At 62.7% G+C, this 19,963-nt stretch carries 18 protein-coding genes; 10 read left to right on the forward strand and 8 right to left on the reverse strand.

What is annotated here, in order from left to right; all coding sequences use genetic code 11:
* Positions 1-39 precede the first annotated feature (39 nt).
* Positions 40-783, reverse strand: a complete 744-nt coding sequence (locus ACW9IN_RS21495) for a DUF2076 domain-containing protein (protein WP_457367709.1) — start codon at positions 781-783, stop codon at positions 40-42.
* 191 nt (positions 784-974) lie between these two features.
* Between ACW9IN_RS21495 and ACW9IN_RS21500 the strand changes: the two genes are divergently transcribed.
* Complete coding sequence (locus tag ACW9IN_RS21500) at positions 975-1,637, forward strand: YciC family protein (protein ID WP_457367710.1); 663 nt, start codon at positions 975-977, stop codon at positions 1,635-1,637.
* A 40-nt stretch (positions 1,638-1,677) separates the two neighbouring features.
* Positions 1,678-2,766, forward strand: a complete 1,089-nt coding sequence (locus tag ACW9IN_RS21505) for an endonuclease/exonuclease/phosphatase family protein (protein WP_457367711.1) — start codon at positions 1,678-1,680, stop codon at positions 2,764-2,766.
* A 120-nt stretch (positions 2,767-2,886) separates the two neighbouring features.
* Here ACW9IN_RS21505 and hrpB read toward each other — a convergent pair whose 3' ends face one another.
* Entirely contained in the window at positions 2,887-5,394 is a 2,508-nt protein-coding gene (gene hrpB, locus ACW9IN_RS21510; protein WP_457367712.1) for an ATP-dependent helicase HrpB, read from the reverse strand.
* A 174-nt stretch (positions 5,395-5,568) separates the two neighbouring features.
* Between hrpB and ACW9IN_RS21515 the strand changes: the two genes are divergently transcribed.
* Entirely contained in the window at positions 5,569-5,988 is a 420-nt protein-coding gene (locus tag ACW9IN_RS21515; RefSeq protein ID WP_457367713.1) for a polyribonucleotide nucleotidyltransferase, read from the forward strand.
* A 15-nt stretch (positions 5,989-6,003) separates the two neighbouring features.
* Positions 6,004-6,897, forward strand: coding sequence for a cation diffusion facilitator family transporter (locus ACW9IN_RS21520; protein WP_457367714.1), 894 nt, complete (start codon positions 6,004-6,006; stop codon positions 6,895-6,897).
* Here the strand turns inward: ACW9IN_RS21520 and ACW9IN_RS21525 are convergent.
* A complete protein-coding gene (locus ACW9IN_RS21525; protein WP_457367715.1) occupies positions 6,894-7,943 on the reverse strand; it encodes a DUF6515 family protein in 1,050 nt (349 codons plus the stop codon). The two genes, ACW9IN_RS21520 and ACW9IN_RS21525, sit on opposite strands and share 4 nt — an antisense overlap.
* A 397-nt stretch (positions 7,944-8,340) precedes the next feature.
* Here ACW9IN_RS21525 and ACW9IN_RS21530 point away from each other — a divergent pair, with 397 nt between their 5' ends.
* Positions 8,341-8,820, forward strand: a complete 480-nt coding sequence (locus tag ACW9IN_RS21530; RefSeq protein WP_003194418.1) for an Lrp/AsnC family transcriptional regulator — start codon at positions 8,341-8,343, stop codon at positions 8,818-8,820.
* A gap of 53 nt (positions 8,821-8,873) precedes the next feature.
* Here the strand turns inward: ACW9IN_RS21530 and ACW9IN_RS21535 are convergent, their stop codons facing one another.
* Positions 8,874-9,140, reverse strand: a complete 267-nt coding sequence (locus ACW9IN_RS21535) for a hypothetical protein (RefSeq protein WP_457367716.1) — start codon at positions 9,138-9,140, stop codon at positions 8,874-8,876.
* 324 nt (positions 9,141-9,464) lie between these two features.
* Here ACW9IN_RS21535 and ACW9IN_RS21540 point away from each other — a divergent pair, with 324 nt between their 5' ends.
* Complete coding sequence (locus ACW9IN_RS21540; RefSeq protein ID WP_457367723.1) at positions 9,465-9,674, forward strand: DUF2788 domain-containing protein; 210 nt, start codon at positions 9,465-9,467, stop codon at positions 9,672-9,674.
* On the opposite strand, the gene ACW9IN_RS21545 is transcribed toward ACW9IN_RS21540, so the two are convergent.
* From ACW9IN_RS21545 to ACW9IN_RS21560, 4 genes are all read right to left on the reverse strand, one after another.
* Positions 9,669-10,235, reverse strand: a complete 567-nt coding sequence (locus tag ACW9IN_RS21545; RefSeq protein ID WP_457367724.1) for a pseudouridine synthase — start codon at positions 10,233-10,235, stop codon at positions 9,669-9,671. The genes ACW9IN_RS21540 and ACW9IN_RS21545 overlap by 6 nt on opposite strands.
* Positions 10,236-10,375: 140 nt before the next feature.
* The gene (amn, locus tag ACW9IN_RS21550; protein WP_457367717.1) at positions 10,376-11,848 is read right to left on the reverse strand and encodes an AMP nucleosidase; all 1,473 of its coding nucleotides are present in this window, start codon (positions 11,846-11,848) and stop codon (positions 10,376-10,378) included.
* Between the two features lie 123 nt (positions 11,849-11,971).
* Positions 11,972-13,618: an acyl-CoA dehydrogenase family protein gene (locus tag ACW9IN_RS21555; RefSeq protein WP_457367718.1), complete on the reverse strand. Its 1,647-nt coding sequence runs from the start codon at positions 13,616-13,618 to the stop codon at positions 11,972-11,974.
* 91 nt (positions 13,619-13,709) lie between these two features.
* Positions 13,710-16,088, reverse strand: coding sequence for a hybrid sensor histidine kinase/response regulator (locus tag ACW9IN_RS21560; protein WP_457367719.1), 2,379 nt, complete (start codon positions 16,086-16,088; stop codon positions 13,710-13,712).
* Between the two features lie 276 nt (positions 16,089-16,364).
* Here ACW9IN_RS21560 and ACW9IN_RS21565 point away from each other — a divergent pair, with 276 nt between their 5' ends.
* From ACW9IN_RS21565 to ACW9IN_RS21580, 4 genes are all read left to right on the forward strand, one after another.
* A complete protein-coding gene (locus ACW9IN_RS21565) occupies positions 16,365-17,162 on the forward strand; it encodes a hydroxymethylpyrimidine/phosphomethylpyrimidine kinase (protein ID WP_457367720.1) in 798 nt (265 codons plus the stop codon).
* Positions 17,163-17,183: 21 nt separating this feature from the next.
* Entirely contained in the window at positions 17,184-17,807 is a 624-nt protein-coding gene (gene thiE, locus ACW9IN_RS21570; RefSeq protein WP_457367721.1) for a thiamine phosphate synthase, read from the forward strand.
* Positions 17,808-17,824: 17 nt separating this feature from the next.
* A complete protein-coding gene (gene hemL / locus ACW9IN_RS21575; RefSeq protein ID WP_457367722.1) occupies positions 17,825-19,108 on the forward strand; it encodes a glutamate-1-semialdehyde 2,1-aminomutase in 1,284 nt (427 codons plus the stop codon).
* A gap of 225 nt (positions 19,109-19,333) precedes the next feature.
* On the forward strand, positions 19,334-19,888 hold the full coding sequence (locus ACW9IN_RS21580; protein ID WP_016973899.1) for a tetratricopeptide repeat protein: 555 nt from the start codon (positions 19,334-19,336) through the stop codon (positions 19,886-19,888).
* Positions 19,889-19,963: the final 75 nt, after the last annotated feature.

Below are 19,963 nucleotides of genomic sequence, written 5' to 3' on the forward strand. Positions count from 1 at the left end.
ATCCGCCCGGGCCGACGAAGCGACCCGGGCCGAGGTAGGTCAGACGAAGGAATCGTCGTCACCGAAGGAGGACGAATCGTCGGAATAATCGTTATCCGCGAAGCTGTCCGAGTTGTTGCTACCCCAATTGTCATTGCCGGCATAGCGCTGGTCGTCATTGCCCCAGCCACCCGGATCACTGGCGGGCGCCGGTTGCTCGATGATTTCTTCAACGATCTGCGGCTGCTGGTTGTGATGGAACAGGCTGCTGATACCTTCGGCCAGCAACACACCACCGGCCACGCCGGCGGCGGTTTTCATCGCCCCACCGAGAAACCCGCTCCCCACCGGAGCCGCCGGCGGTTGCTGGTAGTTCTGTGGCGGAGCGGCATAGTTCTGCTGCGGCGCGGGTTGGCCAAAGGCGGGCCGCGCCGGCTCACGCCAGCCACCCCCCGAAGACGCTGGAGCACTCTGGGCCGGTTGCGGGTCGCGGGAGCCGCCGCCAAAGATGCTCGACAGGAAACCGCCGCTGCTCGGTGCCGGCTGGGCAGACTTGGCGCGCTGCAGTTCGTCCTGCAATTGCTGGATCTGCTGCGCCTGTTGCTTGTTCTGCGCGTCAAGGCTCTTGAGCGCGTGCTCCTGCACCAGGATGGACTGGGTCATGTAATACCCGGCCGCCGGTTGGCGAGTCATGTGCTCCTTGATCCGCGCTTCCGCCAGGGCGTCGCGCGGGGCTGAGTCCGTTTCGGCTTGTTGCAACCGTGAAAACAGTCCATCGATCAGGGTTTGCTCTTCGCTATTCATGGCGACCTCGTTAGATTGCCGGTAAAAATCGTGGCGCCGCCTATCATCAGGCGTGTGTACTGGTTAGCACGTCTCTGTTATGGGGCTGTTACCAGACGTTTCAATGGTCTTTACTCAAGGTTTACGTTTGCTTACCTCAGGTAATGATCGGTTAAAGTGTCGCCCTTGCTTTTAGGCCTGTGATGAACCTGATGAATCCGTTAGACGTACTGCGCGACTCCTTCCGTTTCACCCAGCGCAACCTGGGTGCCATCGTCCAGTTGTGCCTGCCGCTGGTGATCCTCGAGGCCGTGCTGCAACAGGTGCTCGACCACACGCTTGGCGCGGACGCCTTCCCCGGTTACAGCGTGGTGGTGGGTCTGTTGGTGTACCCGTTGTATACCGGTGCGCTGATCCTGTTTCTCGACGCCCGCACCCGTGGTGACTCGCCGCGCACCCGGGATGTGTGGGCCATGGCCCTGACCCTGTGGCCGCGCTTCGCGCTGCTGACGGCGATGAGCACGCTGCTGATTCTGCTGGGCTTGTCGCTGTATTTCCTGCCGGGCCTGTGGCTGATGGTGGTGCTGGCTTTCGCCGAATACCTGCTGGTGTTGCGCGGCATGCCGGCGTTGGACGCGATGAAGGAAAGCTTCCGCCTGACCCGCGGGCATTTCTGGCGAATCCTGGTGTGCCTGCTGTGCGTGATGACGCCGCTGTGGCTGCTCAAGGGCGCCAGCGTCGCGGCCTACCCTGACCCGCAAAACCCGCTGCTGGGCATCGTGATCGACAGCGCCCACAGCTTCCTGCAACTGTTCACCAGTGTGGTGCTGTTCCGTTTATTCATGCTGATCGGTGGCGATGCCGACGCGCGGTGATATGCTCCGTGCCATTCCCGAAACGCTATAAGCCGAGCCGATGACCCGTTTATTGCGCATCACCCTGCTGAGCCTGCTGATCATCGCGGGCCTGCTGACGGCCCTGATCTACAGCCTGACCTGGCGCCCAGCCAACAAGGAAACCCTGCCCGTAAGCTGCGTCGCCCCCCGTGCGCCCACGTTGCTGCCCGGGCAGGCGCTCAAGGTCATGACCTGGAACGTGCAATACCTGGCCGGCAAGAACTACGTGTTCTGGTACGACACCGCCGACGGCACAGGCCCGGATGACAGCCCCACCGTCGAAGACATGGCCTACAGCCTCGACGAAGTCGCCCGGGTAATCCGCGACGAACAACCCGACCTCCTGCTGTTGCAGGAACTCGACGAAAACGCCAAGCCCTCACACTACCAAGACCAATTCGCCTTGTTGCAGGAACGCCTGGTCGACCTCTATCCGTGCAGCGCCCAGGCCTTCGATTGGAAAGCCGACTTCGTGCCCAACCTGCATATCTTCGGCAGCGTCGGCCGCAAACTCGTGACCCTGAGCCGCTACCAGATCGAACACGCCGAACGTCTGCAATTGCCGGCTCGCCCGGCCGACTTCATCAGCCGTCAGTTCCAGCCCAAGCCCGCCCTGCTGCTGACCTACCTGCCCTTGAGCGACGGCGGCCAACTGGCCGTGCTCAACACCCGCCTCGACGGCGACAGCCCCGGGCGAACAGCGGTGCAAGACCAGGTGAAAACCACGGTCAAGCTGCTGGATAAATTCGAAGGCCGGGGCACGCCCTGGTTGATCGGCGGGGATTTCAACCTGCTGCCACTGGGACAATTCCTGCGCCTGGACGCCGCCAAACGCGGGCAGTATTCCCCGGACAGCGAACTGCACCTGCTGTGGGACAAATACCCGATGATCCCGAGCAACAGCCAATCCAGCGGCATCGACCGGGAAAAATGGCTGACCCACTTCCCCAACGACCCGAGCGTGGACGGGCCGGATCGCACGCTGGACTACCTGTTCTACAGCCCGCGGCTCAAACGGGTAGAGGCCAAGGTGCGGCAGGAGGATACGTTGCGTATCTCCAACCATTTGCCAGTAATTGCGCGATTCCTGCTGCCCGCCGCGCAGTAACAGCCCCACAAAAACCTGTGGGAGCTGGCTTGCCTGCGATAGCGTTGGACCAGTGAAACATTCTTCAACTGACCCACCGCTCGCAGGCAAGCCAGCTCCCACATTTGATCTCCACATGACCTACTTGCGGGGTTTGACCCGCGCAGTCGGCTCGGCAATCAGTGGATCATCCGGCCAATAGTGCTTCGGGTACCGCCCTTTCAAGTCCTTCTTCACCTCGGCATAGGTGCTGCGCCAGAAGTTCGCCAGGTCCTGGGTCACCTGCACCGGTCGGCGCGCGGGCGACAGCAGGTGCAACTTGACCACCTGGCGCCCGCCGGCGATGCGCGGGGTGTCGGCCAGGCCGAACAGTTCCTGCAGGCGCACCGCCAGAATCGGCGGATGTTCGCTGTAGTCCAGGCGCACCGAGGAGCCCGACGGCACCGTCAAGTGGTGCGGCGCCAGCTCGTCCAGGCGCTGGGGCAGCGGCCAGGGCAGCAGGTTGTGCAGAAAGCTGGAAATATCCAGGTTGGCGAAGTGGCTCAGGCGCGAGACCTTGCCCAAGTACGGCATCAGCCAATGTTCGAGGCTGGCGAGCAAGGCGCTGTCGCTGACGTCGGGCCATTCGCTGGTTTTGCCCGCATCCAGCTGACGCAGCAGCAGGACGCGAGCCTGCCATTGGCGCAATTCCGGGGTCCAGGGCAACAGTTCCAGACCTTTGCGGCGCACCAGGTTGACCAGCGCCTGGTTGCGCGCTGACTCATCCAGGCCCGTCAGCGGCTCGCGGCTGAGCACCAACTCGCCGACCTTGCGTTGACGCTCGGCGCGCAGCACGCCTTCGCGTTCATCCCAATCCAGCTGGTCGACGTTGCGCACTTGCTCGGCCAATACGCTGTCGAACAGCATCGGATCGAAATCCGCGGCCAGATAGATGCGCTCTTCACGCTGGCCCTGGCGGCTACCCAGGTCGGCGATCACCAGCCAGGGCTGTTTCATCAGGCTGTCGGCTTCGGCGAACAAGGCTGCGCGGCCATTGGCCAGGCGATATTCGGCGCCGCCGGGGCGACGTTGCTGGGCCACACGGTCTGGATAGGCCAGGGCCAGCAGGGCGCCGAGCCAGCGCGGGTGCTCGGGGTCGGCCACCGCTTGGGTGGCCTGGCCTCGCAGGTAGCCACGGTATTGTCGGGCCAACTGTTTGGCCCGTTGCACACCACCTTGGGTGCCGCGCGCGCGCTCTTCGCCGCTGAGCAAGGCCAGGCGGCTGTGCAAGTCCGCACCGCCGCCGCGCAAGATATCGCGCTCGCCCAGTAACGCAGCCACATCGCATGCCGTCGCCGCCAGCCCCAGGTCCTGCCCGCGCAACAGCAAGTGGGCGATACGCGGATGCGCCGGCAATTCGGCCATTTTCTGGCCGTGGGCGGTAAGTGTGTCGTCATTCAGTGCACCGAGGCGCTGCAACAGATCCTGAGCCTGGGCATAGGCGGCGGTCGGCGGCACGTCCAGCCATACCAGTTGCGCCGGTGTGACACCCCAGCGCGCCAGTTGCAAGGCCAGGCCCGCGAGGTCGGCGGCGAGGATCTCCGCGCTGCCATAGGCGGCCAGCCCTTCGTGCTGGTCCTCGGACCACAAGCGGTAACACACCCCCGGCTCCAGGCGCCCGGCGCGACCGGCGCGCTGGGTGGCGCTGGCGCGGGAGATACGCTGGGTGTCGAGGCGTGTCATGCCGCTGCCCGGGTCGAAACGCGGCACCCGCGCCAGCCCGGCGTCGATCACCACGCGCACGCCGTCGATGGTCAGGCTGGTCTCGGCAATGTTGGTGGCCAGCACCACTTTGCGTTTACCGGCAGGTGCCGGGTCGATGGCGGCGCGTTGGGCGCTCAGGTCCAGCTCGCCGTGCAGCGGGCAGAGCAGCACATCACTGTGTTCCCCCAAGGCATCGGCCAGTTGTTGGTTAACCCGACGAATCTCCGCCTGCCCCGGTAGAAACACCAGCACGCTGCCGGTTTCGTCATGCAGGGCTTCGAGGACGGTTTGCACCACGCGCGGCTCGATGAATTCACCCGGCTGGCAAGGCCGTCCCCAGCGCGTCTGCACCGGGAACATGCGCCCTTCGCTGCGCAGGACCGGCGCGTCGTCCAGCAGGCCCGACAGGCGCTCGCCTTCAAGGGTGGCGGACATCAGCAGGATTTTCAGCGGCTGCTCATCCCGGAACAGCTCGCGGCCATTGAGGCTCAGGGCCAGCGCCAGGTCGGCGTCGAGGCTGCGCTCGTGGAACTCGTCGAAGATCAGCAGTCCCACGCCGTCCAGCGCCGGGTCGTCCTGCAAGCGGCGCGTCAGGATGCCTTCAGTGACCACTTCGATGCGGGTATTGGGCCCCACTTTGCTGTCGAGGCGGATGCGATAGCCGACGGTTTCACCGACCTTTTCGCCCAACTCGCTGGCCAACCGCTCGGCGGCGGCGCGGGCGGCGAGACGGCGCGGTTCGAGCATCAGGATGGTCTGCCCAGCCAGCCATGGCTCGTGCAACAACGCCAACGGCACGCGGGTGGTTTTACCGGCGCCGGGCGGCGCTTCCAGCACGGCTTCATGGCGTTTCGCCAAGGCGTCACGCAGGGCAGGTAAAACATCATCGATCGGCAACGAATTCATACTGGCTCCAAAGCAGAGCGGCGAGTATAACGGCGAACTGCCGTGTGCCGATGGTGGTCTCACACGCACCACCCGATTGACTTGGCAACATGGTCAAATGTGGGAGCAAGCCCGCTCCCACATTGGATTTTCGTCGCTTATAGTCCCGTATTGATTGTGTTCAGGAGATAGTCCATGCGTATCGCTTCCCGTGTCATCGGCGGTGTCCTCGCCATCAGCTTGCTGAGCCAGTTGACGGCCTGCGGTTCGATTTTCTACCCCGACCGCCGTGGCCAGATCGACGGCAAGATCGACCCGGCCATCGCCGCGCTCGACGCCATCGGCCTGCTGTTCTACATCATCCCGGGCCTGATCGCCTTTGGGGTGGACTTCGCCACCGGCGCCATCTACTTCGAGCCTGGCAAGACCGCCCACGTGGCGCCGGAAAAACTCCATGAGGCGATTGGCGCCGACGGCAAGGTCGACAACGCCAAGCTGCAGACCATCATCCAGAAAGAAACCGGCCGCAGCCTGCCGCTGGACGACCCGCGCCTGATCCAGTTCAAAGGCAGCGTGCAGCAGCTCGCCAGCCTGGGCTTGAAACCCGCCGCCTGAGGATTCGATGCGCCTATGACCAGCAGCCCCGAACACGCCAGGCTCCTGCGCCTGGCCACCCGCGCCTCGGTGGGCGTGGCCTGTGTGCTGATTATCACCAAGGCCATCGCATGGTGGCTCAGCGGCTCGGTGAGCATGCTCGCCGGCCTGACCGACTCGCTGCTCGATGGCGTGACCTCGCTGCTGAACCTGCTGGCGGTGCATTACGCCCTGCGCCCGGCCGATGATGACCACCGTTACGGGCATGGCAAGGCGGAATCCCTGGCCGGCATGGCCCAGGCGCTGTTTATCGGCGGCAGTGCGGTGCTGATTGCGCTCCAGGCCTATGACCGGCTGAAACACCCCGAGCCCGTGGGTGCACCTTGGCTGAGCATTGGCGTGATCGTGTTTTCCCTGGCGCTGACCGCGGCGCTGCTGATGCTGCAACACCGGGTGATCCGCGAAACCGGCTCCAACGCGGTGCGCGCGGACTCCTTGCACTACCGCTCGGACCTGATGCTCAACGCCAGTATCCTGGTGGCGCTGGTGCTCGCAGGCTTCGGCTTCAATCAGGTCGACGCCTGGTTCGGCCTGGGGATCGCCGCGTACATTTTGTGGAGCGCGATCCAGATCGCCCGGGAGAGCTTTGCGGTGCTGATGGATGAGGAACTGCCTGCCGACGTCAGCCAGCACATGCTCGAACTGGCCCGAGGTGTGCCGGGCGTATTGGGCGCCCATGATTTGCGCACGCGGATTTCCGGCAGTCACTGGTTCGTGCAATTGCACCTGGAACTGCCGGGAGAGTTGACGCTGTCAGTTGCCCACGGCATCAGCGACCAGGCCGCCGATGCCATTCACCAGGCGTACCCGCGCGCCGAAGTGCTGGTGCACGCCGACCCGCAGGAAGTGGTCACGGGCAACAAGGCCTAGTACTGCACCTGATAGCCGCGACTGCTCAGGCAGTTGCCCTGGGCCTGGCGGTAGGTTTGCACCACTGCCGGGTCAGGGGCGTAGGTCACTTGCTGCGGATCGAAACCGCTTTGCTGCACCGCCCAGCGATAACAGTCATAACCGTCCTGCTGCACCTGGGCCGGGGACTGACCGTTGGCGGGATAGGCCACTACGTCATAACCGTTGCCCTGGGGCGCAGGCTGCGGCGCCGGGACGGCAGTCGGCGGGGCCACCACCACATACTGCTGGGAACTGCTTTCGTAGGTGTAATACGCCCCCGCCGCGAGGAAGAACAACGCGCTGCCCACCCACACTTCCCGCGCGTAGTCCGGCAGGTAATGCACACGGATGCCGTACGGTGGCGTCACCACCACATAGCGCGGGCCTTGCGGGCGGTACCAGTAGCCGCCGGAAAAGAAGTAATCCTGGCCCCGGTAAGGCACCCGGTAATTACGGTCGGGGAAGCGGTCGATCACGTACCCGGGGCGGTGCTGCGGGCCGGGGCCCCAGCCGTTGCCGTGCCCATCGGGACGCCCCGGCCAGCGGGTATCACCGGGGTGATTGTTGTAGCCGCCGTTGTTGCCGGGACGCGGGCCCGGGCCGCCGGCGTCCCAGTGCGGGTTGCCGTCGTTGCGTCGGGGAATGTCGCGGTAATAACCCTGGCGCGGTTCCTGGGTCTGGCGCACGGTGTCGGGGCGGCTCTGGATCGGCAGGTTGTTCGCAGGTTGCGGGGCCGGGGCCGGGCGTGGTTGCTCGGCGTTCTGCGGGCGCCCCTGCCACTGGCCGCGTGGCGGCTGGTCGGTGCGCTCGAAATGCGGGTTCTGCGGACGCGGCTGGTTATTCTCGAAATGCGGGTTCTGCGGGCGCGGTTGTTCATTGCCACCGGGCCGTCCGCCCTCCGGCCCTCGTTCATGCTGACCACCGCCGTCAGGGCGCGGGGAGTTATCCCGCTCATCGGCCACGGCCTGGGCGCCCACGGCCACCATCAACACACCTACACCTGCCAAACGCCAGATGCGCTTCATGCTATTCCTCACTGCGGATTAGGGCCTGTCCATGAGACTGGGAAAGCGCGGCCCGGTTCTCGGACAGGTTATCAGCCAGCAAAAGAAAAGGGGCGACCCGTCGGCCGCCCCTTGAGAACTTCGTCCTGGCTCAACGCTTTTGACGTTGGCTCACCTCACGCCGTCGGATAGACAGTGTGCAGCCTGGAGGCCGGCTCGACCCTGCTGGGGTGGCGGCCGCAGCGGGCCTGATAGGGCGGGCTGCTGTGGACTGTTGTCCAGGCGGTGATTCTGTTGATAAAGATACCCGCGAAGCCCCGACAGATGATTGCGAAGATTGCGTCAATAAACAGTGCTTGCGCAATTTTTAACCCTTCATGGATAATTCGTCGCAATAGTTACGACAAAGGCCAATCCAATGAGCAAGCTTGATCGATACGACCTGAGTATTTTGGCGGAATTGCAGCGCGACGCGAGGATCTCCAACCAGGAGTTGGCCGAGCGTATCGGCCTGTCACCCTCGCCCTGCTCACGCCGGGTCAAGCAATTGGAGGACGACGGCTATATCGCGCGCCAGGTGGCCTTGCTCGACCGCAAGATGCTCGGCCTGAGCCTCACGGCCTATGTGCTGATCGGCATGGACCGCCACACTCCCGAACGCTTCGAGAATTTCGAAGCGGCCATCCGTACCTTGCCCCAGGTGCTGGAGTGCAGCCTGGTGACCGGGATGGACGCCGACTATCAACTGAAAGTGGTGGTGCCGGACATGGACCACTATCAAAAGCTGCTGCTGGGCCACCTCACCCGCATCGAAGGCGTGACCAGCGTACGCTCCAGCTTTGTGCTGAACCAGGTGCTCAACAGCACCGAATTGCCGTTGACGCACCTGCGCACCTGACGCACCGCCGAACCGTAAAAAGCGCGCACGCCGGCGATAGTGGCAGGCAGGGCTTACGTATGCCCCCCTACCTGCAAAATGGTCACGGTACGGGTAGCGTTGTCCACCAGGAAGGTCGCGCGCTCGGAACCCGACAGACGAATTTGATACTGCTCGGTGTTTCCCAGCTTTTTGTAATCGGCGCTGCCAATCATTTGAGCGGCGTCTCTTGGGTGGATGCCCAAGTTATGAATCGCGTTCTGGAAGGTGTCAAAGTTGTTCTGTGCGGCGCGGGGAAGATGGGCGGTAAACGACGCGCTGACTTTATTCAGGTTCCACATTGGGTTGCGCTCCTAAGAGGGGTCTTGCATCCAACGAACATTGAAGTTGACGCGGCTTTTCAACAGGCCGACTCAATCGGGCTCAAAGCTGCTCACTGACGACGAATTTCAAGGCCGTCATCGACATGTTTCGCGTGTTGGGGAGAGTGTTATCGACCCTGTTTTGATAACGTCAATAAAACAGGTCGGCGGGCGTTTTTATTCCACGACTTTCACAATTTTGCTGCCGCGTCGTGTGCGACTGACCGACGCAGGTCCACTCCAGGTCGATGGCACTGCCTTATACTCGCCGTCTCCTCCGCCGGAAAAGCCCCTATGAACTCCATCGACCCCGCCCTGTTTGAAGAATGGATGATGACCGGCCTGGTCACGATCCTGATCATCTTCATGGGCTTTATCGTCTGGGACTTGGCGAAGAAGTCCAAGGCCGGGCGCTTTGGCTCGCTGATTCTGTTCTTCGTGCTGGGGCTGGGCGTGGCCGCGTTCATCATCAAGAGCGTGGTGATCGGCCTGATCGAATCCGGCGCCCTATAGACGCGCCGGCACTGCCTTCCACTGGCCCTGGTCCAGGCCGTCGATCGACCACTCGCCAATCCGCACGCGCACCAGGCGCAACGTGGGCAAGCCCACGGCAGCAGTCATGCGCCGAACCTGACGGTTGCGCCCTTCACGAATGATCAATTCCAGCCAATGGGTTGGCACGCTTTTGCGAAAGCGCACCGGCGGGTTGCGCGGCCACAGTTCAGGCTCATCCAATTGCCGCGCTTCGGCGGGCAAGGTCATGCCGTCATTCAGCTCCACACCGTCACGCAGGCGTTGCAGTTGCTCTTCGGTGGGTTCGCCTTCCACTTGCACCCAATAGGTTTTCGCCAGCTTGTGCCTGGGGTCCGCAATCCGCGCTTGCAACTGCCCATCATTGGTCAGCAGCAGCAGGCCTTCGCTGTCACGGTCCAGACGGCCCGCCGGGTAGATACCGGGGATATCGATGAAATCCTTGAGTGTGGCGCGCCCGCCTTCGTCGCTGAACTGGGTCAGCACGTCAAACGGCTTGTTGAACAGGATCAGCTTCGGCTCGGCCGGTGGCGCCTTGGCCACGCGCCGCGCAGCGGAGTACGGAGGTTTTGCGCCAGGGCGGCGCGCATCGGGGCGAGTAGGACGGGACATGGCACACAAACATCTAACGGTCAGGACCAACCATGCTAGTGGTCTGACCGTTAAATGACCATCCCAAGCGCTTAGCGGAACGGCGGCTCGTCGAAGCTGCGCAGCTTGCGCGAGTGCAACGAGTTGAGCTCGGTGCGCAGCAAGTCCACCGCCTCGATGCCGATCTTCAAGTGCTGGCTCACCGCACGCTCATAGAATGCGTTGGCCGAACCCGGCAGCTTGATTTCGCTGTGCAGCGGTTTATCCGACACGCACAGCAAGGTGCCATACGGCACACGCAAGCGATAACCCTGGGCCGCGATGGTGCCGCTTTCCATGTCCACGGCCACGGCGCGGGACAGGTTGATCAGCGGCCGCTCCTGGGCCCAGCGCAGTTCCCAGTTGCGGTCGTCGTAGGTCAGCACAGTGCCAGTGCGCAGGCGTTTTTTCAGCTCTTCGCCTTTTTCGCCAGTGACATTGGCCGCCGCTTGCTGCAACGCCAACTGCACTTCGGCCAGGGCCGGAATCGGAATGTTCGGCGGTACCACGCGGTCAAGGATCCCGTCGCGGCGCATATAGGCATGGGCCAGTACGTAATCGCCGATAGTCTGGGATTGGCGCAGGCCGCCGCAGTGGCCGATCATCAGCCAGCAATGCGGACGCAGCACGGCCAGGTGGTCGGTGATGTTCTTGGCGTTGGACGGGCCGACGCCGATGTTGACCAGGGTCACGCCATGGCCGTCAGCGGCCTGCAAGTGATAGGCCGGCATCTGATAACGGTGCCACACCACACCGGCGGCAATCGCCGACGCTTCGCCGTGGTCCATGCTCTTGTCGATCACCACGTTGCCCGGCAGCACCATGCGGATGAACCGTGGGTCGCTGCGCAATTGCTCCAGACCATGCAGGATGAACTGGTCCACATAACGGTGGTAGTTGGTCAGCAGGATCCACGGCTGCACATGGCGCCAGTCACTGCCGGTGTAATGCACCAGGCGGCGCAGGGAAAAGTCCACGCGGGCCGCATCGAACAGGGCCAACGGCAGTGGGTCGGTGTTTTCCCAGTCGTACAGGCCGTCGGCGATGCCATCGGTGGCCGCCGAGAGGTCGGTGCTGGGAAACACGCGGGCCAGGGTCGCGGCAGTCACGCCGGAGCCGGCCAGCTCATCGCCCTGCTCGACCACATACGGGTAAGGAATGTTCTGCTGGCTCACGCCCACTTCCACCGTCACGGTGAAGTCGTGCATCAACGGCACCAACTGTTCCAGCAGGTATTTACGGAACGCCGCGGGATGGGTCACGGTGACGCTGTAGGTCCCGGGTAACTGCACCTTGGCGTACGCCCGGGTCGTCTGTGGGACTTCGCCGTGGCAATGGTAGGTCAGGCGCAGTTCCGGGTAGCGAAACAGCGCGCGTTGTTCGGCGTCGGGCTCGACGCGGTCTTTGAGGTATTGCTTGAGAGCCTGATTGAGTGCGCCGGTGGCACGCTCATGAAGAGCCGCCAGCCGATCCACGGCTTCTTCGGCGGTTTGAACGACAACAAAAGCTTCGGTCACGATAAGCATCCTGTGTTCTTGATGTGCAGGCCTTTATCTTGCCTGTATCCCAGACTCACATAAACACCAGAGTTGGAATGCTCTGAAAGGTGGGAGCTGGCTTGCCTGCTCCCACATTTTGATTGTGTTTATTCAATGAGGGGTCGAACGAGCAACAATAGCCTCCACATCCACCCCACGCGACAAGGTGCCATATACGCGGCCGGACGACTCGCCCAACCGGCTGGCAATAAACCCGTCACTGACCGCCGCATTCCCCGCCTCCAGCAACAGCTTGGCCTGCAACGCCACGGCAATGTCCTCGGTGAGTTGCCGCGCGCGGTACTGAATGTCCTGGGTGTCCATGAACGCCGCTTTCAACTGTTCAATATGCCGGGCCAGTCGTTTGTCGCCATGCCCGTCGCCCAGCTCGACAAACAGTGTTTCCAACACGCCGGGCTCCTTGGACAGCGCGCGCAGCACGTCCAGGCACTGTACGTTGCCGGAACCTTCCCACGTCGAATTCACCGGTGCCTCACGGTACAGGCGCGGCAGAATGCTGTCCTCGACGTACCCCGCACCACCCATGCACTCGGCGGCCTCATTGATCATGGCCGGCGCGCGCTTGCAGATCCAATACTTGCCCACCGCCGTGACCAGCCGGGCGAATCGGGCCTCCTGCTCGTTGTCGAGGTGGTCCAGCGCGCGCCCCATGCGCAGGCTCAGCGCCAGCGAGGCTTCGCTTTCCAGGGCCAGATCGGCCAGCACGTTTTGCATCAAGGGCTGTTCGCTCAGTACCCGCCCGCCCACCAAACGGTGTGCGCAGTGATGACTGGCCTGGGTCAGCGCCTGGCGCATCAAAGCGCTGGAGCCGACCATGCAATCGAAGCGGGTCATGGCAACCATCTCGATAATGGTGGGCACGCCCCGGCCTTCCTCGCCGATCATCCAGGCCAGGGCGCCACGGAACTCCACTTCGCTGGAAGCATTGGAACAGTTACCGAGCTTGTTCTTCAGGCGCTGAATGTAGAACTCGTTGCGCGTGTCATCCGGACGGTGTCTGGGCAGCAGGAAACAGCTCAGGCCCTTGTCGGTCTGGGCCAGGGTCAGGAAGGCATCGCACATCGGCGCCGAGCAAAACCATTTGTGCCCCACCAGCTCATAGGCCTGCCCGGGACCACCCGCCCCCACCGGGTAAGCACGGGTGGTATTGGCGCGCACGTCGGTGCCGCCCTGTTTCTCGGTCATGGCCATGCCGATGGTGGCGCCGGCCTTGTGGGCGATGCCAACGTTGCGCGGGTCGTATTCGGTCTTGAGAACTTTCGGCAGCCAGGTCTTCGCCAGGTCCGGTTGCAGGCGCAGGGCCGGCACGCAGGCAAAGGTCATGGTCAGCGGGCAACCGGTGCCGGCTTCGGCCTGGCTGTGCAAGTACGTCATGGAGGCGCGCGCCACATGGGCGCCGGACTGCGGGTGGGCCCAAGGCAACGACGGCAGGCCATGTTCGACGGCGGTGCGCATCAGCTCGTGATAGGCCGGATGAAACTCCACCAGGTCGATGCGATGACCATAACGGTCATGGCTGTTGAACACCGGTTTGTTCTGGTTCGCCAGGAACCCCGCTTCCATCAACGGCCCACCGGCCAGCGCACCGTAGGCATCGATACGCGCCTCGGCCCAACCGGCGCCAAAGCGGCGCGACCAGTCTTGCAGGGGCAGGTCGATGCGATACAGATTAGTGCCGTCCAGGGACGGGGGCTGGTTGGTGACGTCGTGGGTTTCGGCAAACTGGTGCAGGTTCATGACGGGCCTCCTGGAAAAAGGCCGCACATGTCGTTGAGGCCTGAATTTCAGTTAAACACCGTCCACCACCTTAAAAAAGTGACATAAGCGCCTAATTCGCGGCGCTTTCGCCCTCTAACGGGCACAGCAAGCGGCGTTCCAGCACGGCCTGCAGCGCCTCGAAACGCACCGGTTTGGCCAGTCGGTCAGTGACGCCGATGCCATGGCAACGTTCACGCTCGGAAACATTCAACGAGGTACTCAGGGCAATCACTGGCAGCTCGCCGCAGCCGGGCAGCGCACGAATCTGACAGCACAACGAGAATCCGCCTTCAGGTACATCCAGCAATACTGCGTCGAAACTCTCTCCCTGCAATGACGCCAGCGCCGCCGGACCAGCGTCCACCGTCTTCACCCGATAACCCAACTTGAGCAACATGCCACGTACTACCAACTGGCTGACGCTGTTGTCGTCCACCAACAGCACCGCACAGTCCTGGGGCGTACGGCGGTTGTCCGCAGCCGGGCAAGCGGGCTTGGACTCGGGCGGTGCCGGGCTGGCCTCCATTTCGAGCTGGAAGCGGCTGCCTTTTTTCGGTTCCGAATGGTGTGTCAGGCGCCCGCCAAGCAGTTCGATCAATTGCCGGCAGATGGCCAGGCCGATTCCCAGGCCGCCATATTCGCGAGTCATGGAAGCATCGAGCTGGAAGAAACGCTGGTACAGCGTGGCTTCGTCGAGAAACGCAAAGCCGATGCCGGTATCGGTGACGATGAAACTCAGGCGCACACTGCCATCACTGTGGGGCACACCCACCACCCGCAGACGCACGGAGCCTTCGTGGGTGAACTTGAACGCGTTGTCCAGCAGGCAATCCAGGCACTGAAGCAACTTGCCAGCATCCCCGCTCAGGCGATCCGGCAGTTCGTCCGCCACGTCGATGGAGAACGCCAAGCCCTTGCTCTGGGCATTCGGCGTGAATTGCTGACGCAGGCTGTCGAGCACACCGCGCAGGCTGAATACCTGGGGCTGCGCGCTCAAGCGACCGGCCTGCAATTCGGTGAGCGTGAGGATGCCGTTGACCATGCGCATCATGTCCCGCGCCGAACCGGCGGCGGTTTTCTGGTATTGCGCGAGGTCGGCGTCCATGGGCACGGTCTGCATCAGTTCAAGTGAACCGATCACACCGTTCATGGGCGTGCGCAGTTCATGGGTCAGGGTCGCCAGGAATTCATCCTTGAGCCGGTTGCTGCGCGCCAACTGCTGGTTGAGCACTTCGAGCTTCTGGCTGGCATCGAACAGAATCTGGGCCTGCTGCTCTCGCATGCCGTTGATGCGATCGGCCAGGGCCAGGGACAGCAGCGCCACTTCGATCGCCGAACCGATCTGGCTGGCGTACATGGTCAGGAACACATTCGGCAGGTAACCCAGCACCATCAGCGTATTCACCACCCCGCCCAGCAAAAACGCCGACCAGGCAATGATGAAGTAACGCGCCACGCGCTGGCCGCAGTACCAGGCCTTGATGGCGGCCACAAAGATGGTCACGGTAAACACCAGCGCCAGCCCGGTGGCCAGGCGCAAGGCCAATGCGTAGCTGGTCATCAGCGACAACAGCATCACCACCGCTCCGCAGGCCACCAGTGTCAGCAACAGCCGATTGATCCAGCGACTGTGCTGCGCCGTGTGCAGGAAACTTCGCGCGAACAGGCTACCGAACAAGGCCGCCGAACCGATCAGGAACGGCGTCGCGGCGTTCGCCCACCAAGGGTTGCTCGGCCAGAAATACTCCACCGCCGCGCCGTTGACCGACAGCTGATACATGCCGAACGACGCAATATAGAAGATGTAATAGAGATAGCTGGTGTCGCGCACGCTGAGGTAGATGAACAGGTTGTACACCAGCATTCCCAACAACACACCGTAGATCAGGCCCAGCACATACAGGCGCAGTGGTTGTTGTTCCAGGTAGGCCGTGCTGGACCAAAGGGTCAGCGGCGCCTGGATCGAGCCCTCGCTTTGCAGACGCAGGTAGACGGTCTTCGCCTCTCCGGGGTTGAAGTCGACCTTGAACAGGTAATTGTTCTGACGGATCTCGCGGCTGGCGAAGGGCAAGGCATCGCCGGTACGCCCAGCCAGACGATAGGTACCACTGCTGTCAGGCAGATACAGGTCAAGATGATCGAGGGGCGGGTAGGCCAGTTCCAGCAGCCAGGTGCGCTGAACGGCAGGATCGTTGGGCTGATAATGCAGATTGACCTTGAGCCAGAACACCGAGCGCGAGTAGCCGGCATTGAGGGTGTCTTTGTCATGGGGCTTGAATCGGCTCGCGAAGGCCGCATTGCTGACATCGGCGATGGTCAGGGCGTCGGTGGGGTCTTCGAGCACTTGCATGGCTCGGCCCAGCGGCAGGCTCCGCATGTCCTGAGTGAACTCGATGGCGCTGGCGAGCATCGGCAGCCCGCACAACAATAAGATCAGCAAATAGCGCATAAAGCCCCAGCGTGGCCTGTCCGGTTATGTCAAAAGCCCCCCATTCCTTTTGAGATGACGTATACCGGCGATACAGAGAGTGGTTTGGATCCACTCTAGCATAGCCAGTAAAGGCCATTAGACACCATTGAAATAATTTTTTGAAAGGCTCTAGAACGCGCTTTTCAAAGGATTTTCAAGCATAGCTTATTGCCACAACTCCCCACCCGCGCGGGGCGAAATTCAACTATCGCCGGACAGCCACGCCAAAAGCGTTTGGTGGTAAGCTCGCGCACCATGAATATCTACAGCTCTCGCCCCGTTGTCCTCTGTCTCTCCGGCCACGACCCAAGTGGTGGCGCCGGCTTGCAGGCAGATATCGAAGCGCTGCTGGCCCAAGGCTGTCACGCGGCTCCCGCCGTCACCGCCCTGACCGTGCAGAACACCGTGAACGTCAGCGATTTCCGCGTGCTCGACCGCGAGTGGGTACTGGCCCAGGCCAATGCCGTGCTCAGCGATTCCGAAGTGGCGGCGGTCAAGCTCGGCATGCTCGGCTCCACCGCCATGGTCGACACGGTGGTCGAACTGCTGCAGGCGCATCCGCACCTGCCAGTGGTCTGCGACCCCGTGTTGCGCGCCGGCGGTGGTGGCAGCCTGGGCAAGGATGAAGTCGGCTATGCCATGCGCGAGCGGTTGCTGCCGCTGTCGCTGATCGCCACACCGAACCTGCCCGAAGCGCGCATCCTTGCGGAACTGCCCGAGGGCACGGCAGACGAGTGCGCCGAGAAGCTGCTGCCGTATATCAAGCACCTGCTGATCACCGGTGGCCATGGCGACGAGCATGAAGTGCACAACCGCCTGTACAGCCGCGACGGCACGCGCCAGACCTTCACCTGCCAGCGCCTTCCGGGCAATTACCATGGTTCGGGTTGTACGCTGGCCAGTGCGCTGGCCGGTCGGATTGCTCAAGGTGAAGGCCTGGCCAGCGCCGTACAGTCGGCCCTCAACTACACTTGGCGCACCCTGCGTGACGCTGATCGACTCGGCCAGGGCCAGTTCGTGCCACGCCGTCTGCCGCTGGATTTCTGCTCGTAACACGCTCAAGGGGCCTGCCCGATGAAACTACGTGGCCTGTACGCCATTACCGACAGCCAACTGTTGGCCGGCAAATTCCTCGCCTACGTCGAAGCGGCGCTGGAAGGTGGCGTGACCCTGCTGCAATACCGCGACAAAAGCAGCGACGAAGCCCGCCGCCTGCGTGAAGCGGAAAAACTGCGGGAGCTGTGCTCGCGCTACAAGACCCGGCTGATCATCAACGACGACGCCGAGCTGGCCGCGCGCCTGGGCGTCGGCGTGCACCTGGGCCAGACCGATGGTCCGCTGACCCCGGCCCGTGCGCTGCTCGGCTCCAAGGCCATTATCGGTTCGACCTGCCACAGCCAGATCGAGCTGGCCGAGCAGGCCGCCCGGGAAGGCGCCAGCTATGTGGCCTTTGGCCGGTTCTTCAATTCCAACACCAAGCCCGGCGCACCCGCCGCTACCGTCGAGATGCTGGCTGACGCCCGCTCACGCCTGACATTGCCGATCTGCGTGATTGGCGGCGTGACCCTGGAAAACGCCGAACCGCTGGTCGCCCATGGCGCCGATCTGCTGGCCGTGATCCACGGCTTGTTCGGTGCCGACAGCACCCAGGAAGTCACGCGCCGCGCCCGCGCCTTCAATGCCCTCCTCAAGATTTGATTTCAGAGAGCCCGATCATGTCCCGTTCCGAAACGCTGTTTGCCAATGCCCAGAAACACATCCCCGGCGGTGTGAACTCGCCCGTGCGCGCGTTCAAGAGCGTCGGCGGCACGCCGCTGTTCTTCAAACATGCCGAAGGCGCCTACGTCACTGACGAAGACAACAAGCGCTACGTGGACTACGTGGGCTCCTGGGGCCCGATGATCCTTGGCCACAGCCACCCGGACGTACTGGACGCGGTGCGCAAGCAGCTGGAGCACGGCCTGTCTTACGGCGCACCGACCGCCATGGAGACCGAAATGGCCGATCTGGTCTGCTCGATCGTGCCCTCGATGGAAATGGTGCGCATGGTCAGTTCCGGCACCGAAGCCACCATGAGCGCGATCCGCCTGGCCCGTGGTTTTACCGGCCGCGACAGCATCATCAAGTTCGAAGGCTGCTACCACGGCCACTCCGACAGCCTGCTGGTAAAAGCCGGCTCGGGTCTGTTGACCCAGGGCGTACCCAGCTCGGCCGGTGTGCCGGCGGCGTTCGCCAAACACACCCTGACCCTGCCGTTCAATGACATCGCTGCGGTCGAGCAGATGCTCAATGAAGTGGGCCAGGACGTGGCGTGCATCATCGTCGAGCCGGTGGCCGGCAACATGAACTGCGTGCCGCCGGCGCCGGGTTTCCTCGAAGGACTGCGCGAACAATGTGACAAGCACGGCGTGGTGCTGATTTTCGACGAAGTGATGACCGGTTTCCGTGTCGCACTTGGCGGCGCCCAGGCTTACTACGGCGTTACGCCAGACCTGAGCACCTTCGGCAAAATCATCGGCGGCGGCATGCCCGTAGGCTGCTTCGGCGGCAAGCGTGAAATCATGCAACACATTGCCCCGCTGGGCCCGGTGTATCAGGCCGGCACGCTCTCGGGCAACCCGCTGGCCATGGCCGCCGGCCTGACCACCTTGCGCCTGATCAGCCGCCCGGGCTTCCACGCCGAACTGACCGACTACACCACCCGCCTGCTCGACGGCCTGCAACAACGCGCCGATGCCGCCGGCATTCCGTTTGTCACCACCCAGGCAGGCGGAATGTTCGGCCTGTACTTCAGCGGTGCCGACGATATCGTTACGTTTGATGACGTGATGGGCAGCGACGCCGAACGCTTCAAGCGCTTCTTCCACCTGATGCTGGAAGGCGGCGTGTACCTGGCGCCGAGTGCGTTCGAAGCCGGCTTCACCTCGATCGCCCATGGCGAAGCCGAGCTGAAACTGACCCTCGATGCCGCCGAACGCGCCTTCGCCGCACTGAAATAGGGGGACGCAAAAATCAGGCACCGCCCAAACGGTGTCTGATTTGCTACCTTGCTTACAGAACTTTCCGACTTTTTTCGAGAATTCACCTGCAATCCAACAGATAACTTGCACAGGCAGCAGAAAAACGAGTAAAGACTTTGTAAGCAGAGGCCTGCTTATTTCATAATGCGCGCTTATTGGATCCCCCGAGGATCCGCGTGCTCCGTCAGAGGTAAGTCGATTCCCATGAAACGCACCGGCCGCACCCTGGTTCTGGGCTGCCTGTTGCTCCTTCAGCCGCTGCTGGCGCATGCACAAGCAGGCGGCAACTCGTTGTTGATCCCAGCGATGGGTCGTTGCACCCTCAATACCCAGCCAGACAGCCAGGCCGAAGCCCTGAGCGCGTGCCAAAAACAGGCCGAGAGCGGGGATGCGCAGGCGCAATACGAGTTGGGCGAGTACTTCCACGACAGCAAAAACCCCGCCCGCGACCTCAACAAGGCCTTGAGCTATTTCGAGAAAGCCTCGCTGCAGGGCCACGCCCAGGCCCAATTCCAGCTGGGCAACATGTTCTTCAAGGGCGAAGGCGTACCGGCCAATAACGTTCAGGCGTATATCGTGCTGAAAATGGCTGCGGTCAATGGCGCCGAAGATGCGCTGGACACCGCCGACGAAGTCGCCGAACACATGCAGCGCGATGAACTGGAAGTGGCGACCCAGGTGCTGGGCCAGATTTTCCGCAACTACCTGCAGGAACTGCAGAGTGCTGATGGGCGTTCGCCTTTCTCACCCTTACCCTGATTCTTCCTGAACCCATCTATCGCCTTCGCAGGCAAGCCAGCTCCCACACTTGAATGTGTTCACAAATCAAAATGT

Source organism: Pseudomonas sp. SDO5271_S396, assembly GCF_054071795.1.

What these genes read in the sequence shown, in the direction of transcription:
- ACW9IN_RS21495 (WP_457367709.1), bottom strand. Translation starts at nt 783, where the DNA reads ATGAATAGCGAAGAGCAAACCCTGATCGATGGACTGTTTTCACGGTTG.
- ACW9IN_RS21500 (WP_457367710.1), top strand. Translation starts at nt 975, where the DNA reads ATGAATCCGTTAGACGTACTGCGCGACTCCTTCCGTTTCACCCAGCGC.
- ACW9IN_RS21505 (WP_457367711.1), top strand. Translation starts at nt 1,678, where the DNA reads ATGACCCGTTTATTGCGCATCACCCTGCTGAGCCTGCTGATCATCGCG.
- hrpB (WP_457367712.1), bottom strand. Translation starts at nt 5,394, where the DNA reads ATGAATTCGTTGCCGATCGATGATGTTTTACCTGCCCTGCGTGACGCC.
- ACW9IN_RS21515 (WP_457367713.1), top strand. Translation starts at nt 5,569, where the DNA reads ATGCGTATCGCTTCCCGTGTCATCGGCGGTGTCCTCGCCATCAGCTTG.
- ACW9IN_RS21520 (WP_457367714.1), top strand. Translation starts at nt 6,004, where the DNA reads ATGACCAGCAGCCCCGAACACGCCAGGCTCCTGCGCCTGGCCACCCGC.
- ACW9IN_RS21525 (WP_457367715.1), bottom strand. Translation starts at nt 7,943, where the DNA reads ATGAAGCGCATCTGGCGTTTGGCAGGTGTAGGTGTGTTGATGGTGGCC.
- ACW9IN_RS21530 (WP_003194418.1), top strand. Translation starts at nt 8,341, where the DNA reads ATGAGCAAGCTTGATCGATACGACCTGAGTATTTTGGCGGAATTGCAG.
- ACW9IN_RS21535 (WP_457367716.1), bottom strand. Translation starts at nt 9,140, where the DNA reads ATGTGGAACCTGAATAAAGTCAGCGCGTCGTTTACCGCCCATCTTCCC.
- amn (WP_457367717.1), bottom strand. Translation starts at nt 11,848, where the DNA reads ATGCTTATCGTGACCGAAGCTTTTGTTGTCGTTCAAACCGCCGAAGAA.
- ACW9IN_RS21555 (WP_457367718.1), bottom strand. Translation starts at nt 13,618, where the DNA reads ATGAACCTGCACCAGTTTGCCGAAACCCACGACGTCACCAACCAGCCC.
- ACW9IN_RS21560 (WP_457367719.1), bottom strand. Translation starts at nt 16,088, where the DNA reads ATGCGCTATTTGCTGATCTTATTGTTGTGCGGGCTGCCGATGCTCGCC.
- ACW9IN_RS21565 (WP_457367720.1), top strand. Translation starts at nt 16,365, where the DNA reads ATGAATATCTACAGCTCTCGCCCCGTTGTCCTCTGTCTCTCCGGCCAC.
- thiE (WP_457367721.1), top strand. Translation starts at nt 17,184, where the DNA reads ATGAAACTACGTGGCCTGTACGCCATTACCGACAGCCAACTGTTGGCC.
- hemL (WP_457367722.1), top strand. Translation starts at nt 17,825, where the DNA reads ATGTCCCGTTCCGAAACGCTGTTTGCCAATGCCCAGAAACACATCCCC.
- ACW9IN_RS21580 (WP_016973899.1), top strand. Translation starts at nt 19,334, where the DNA reads ATGAAACGCACCGGCCGCACCCTGGTTCTGGGCTGCCTGTTGCTCCTT.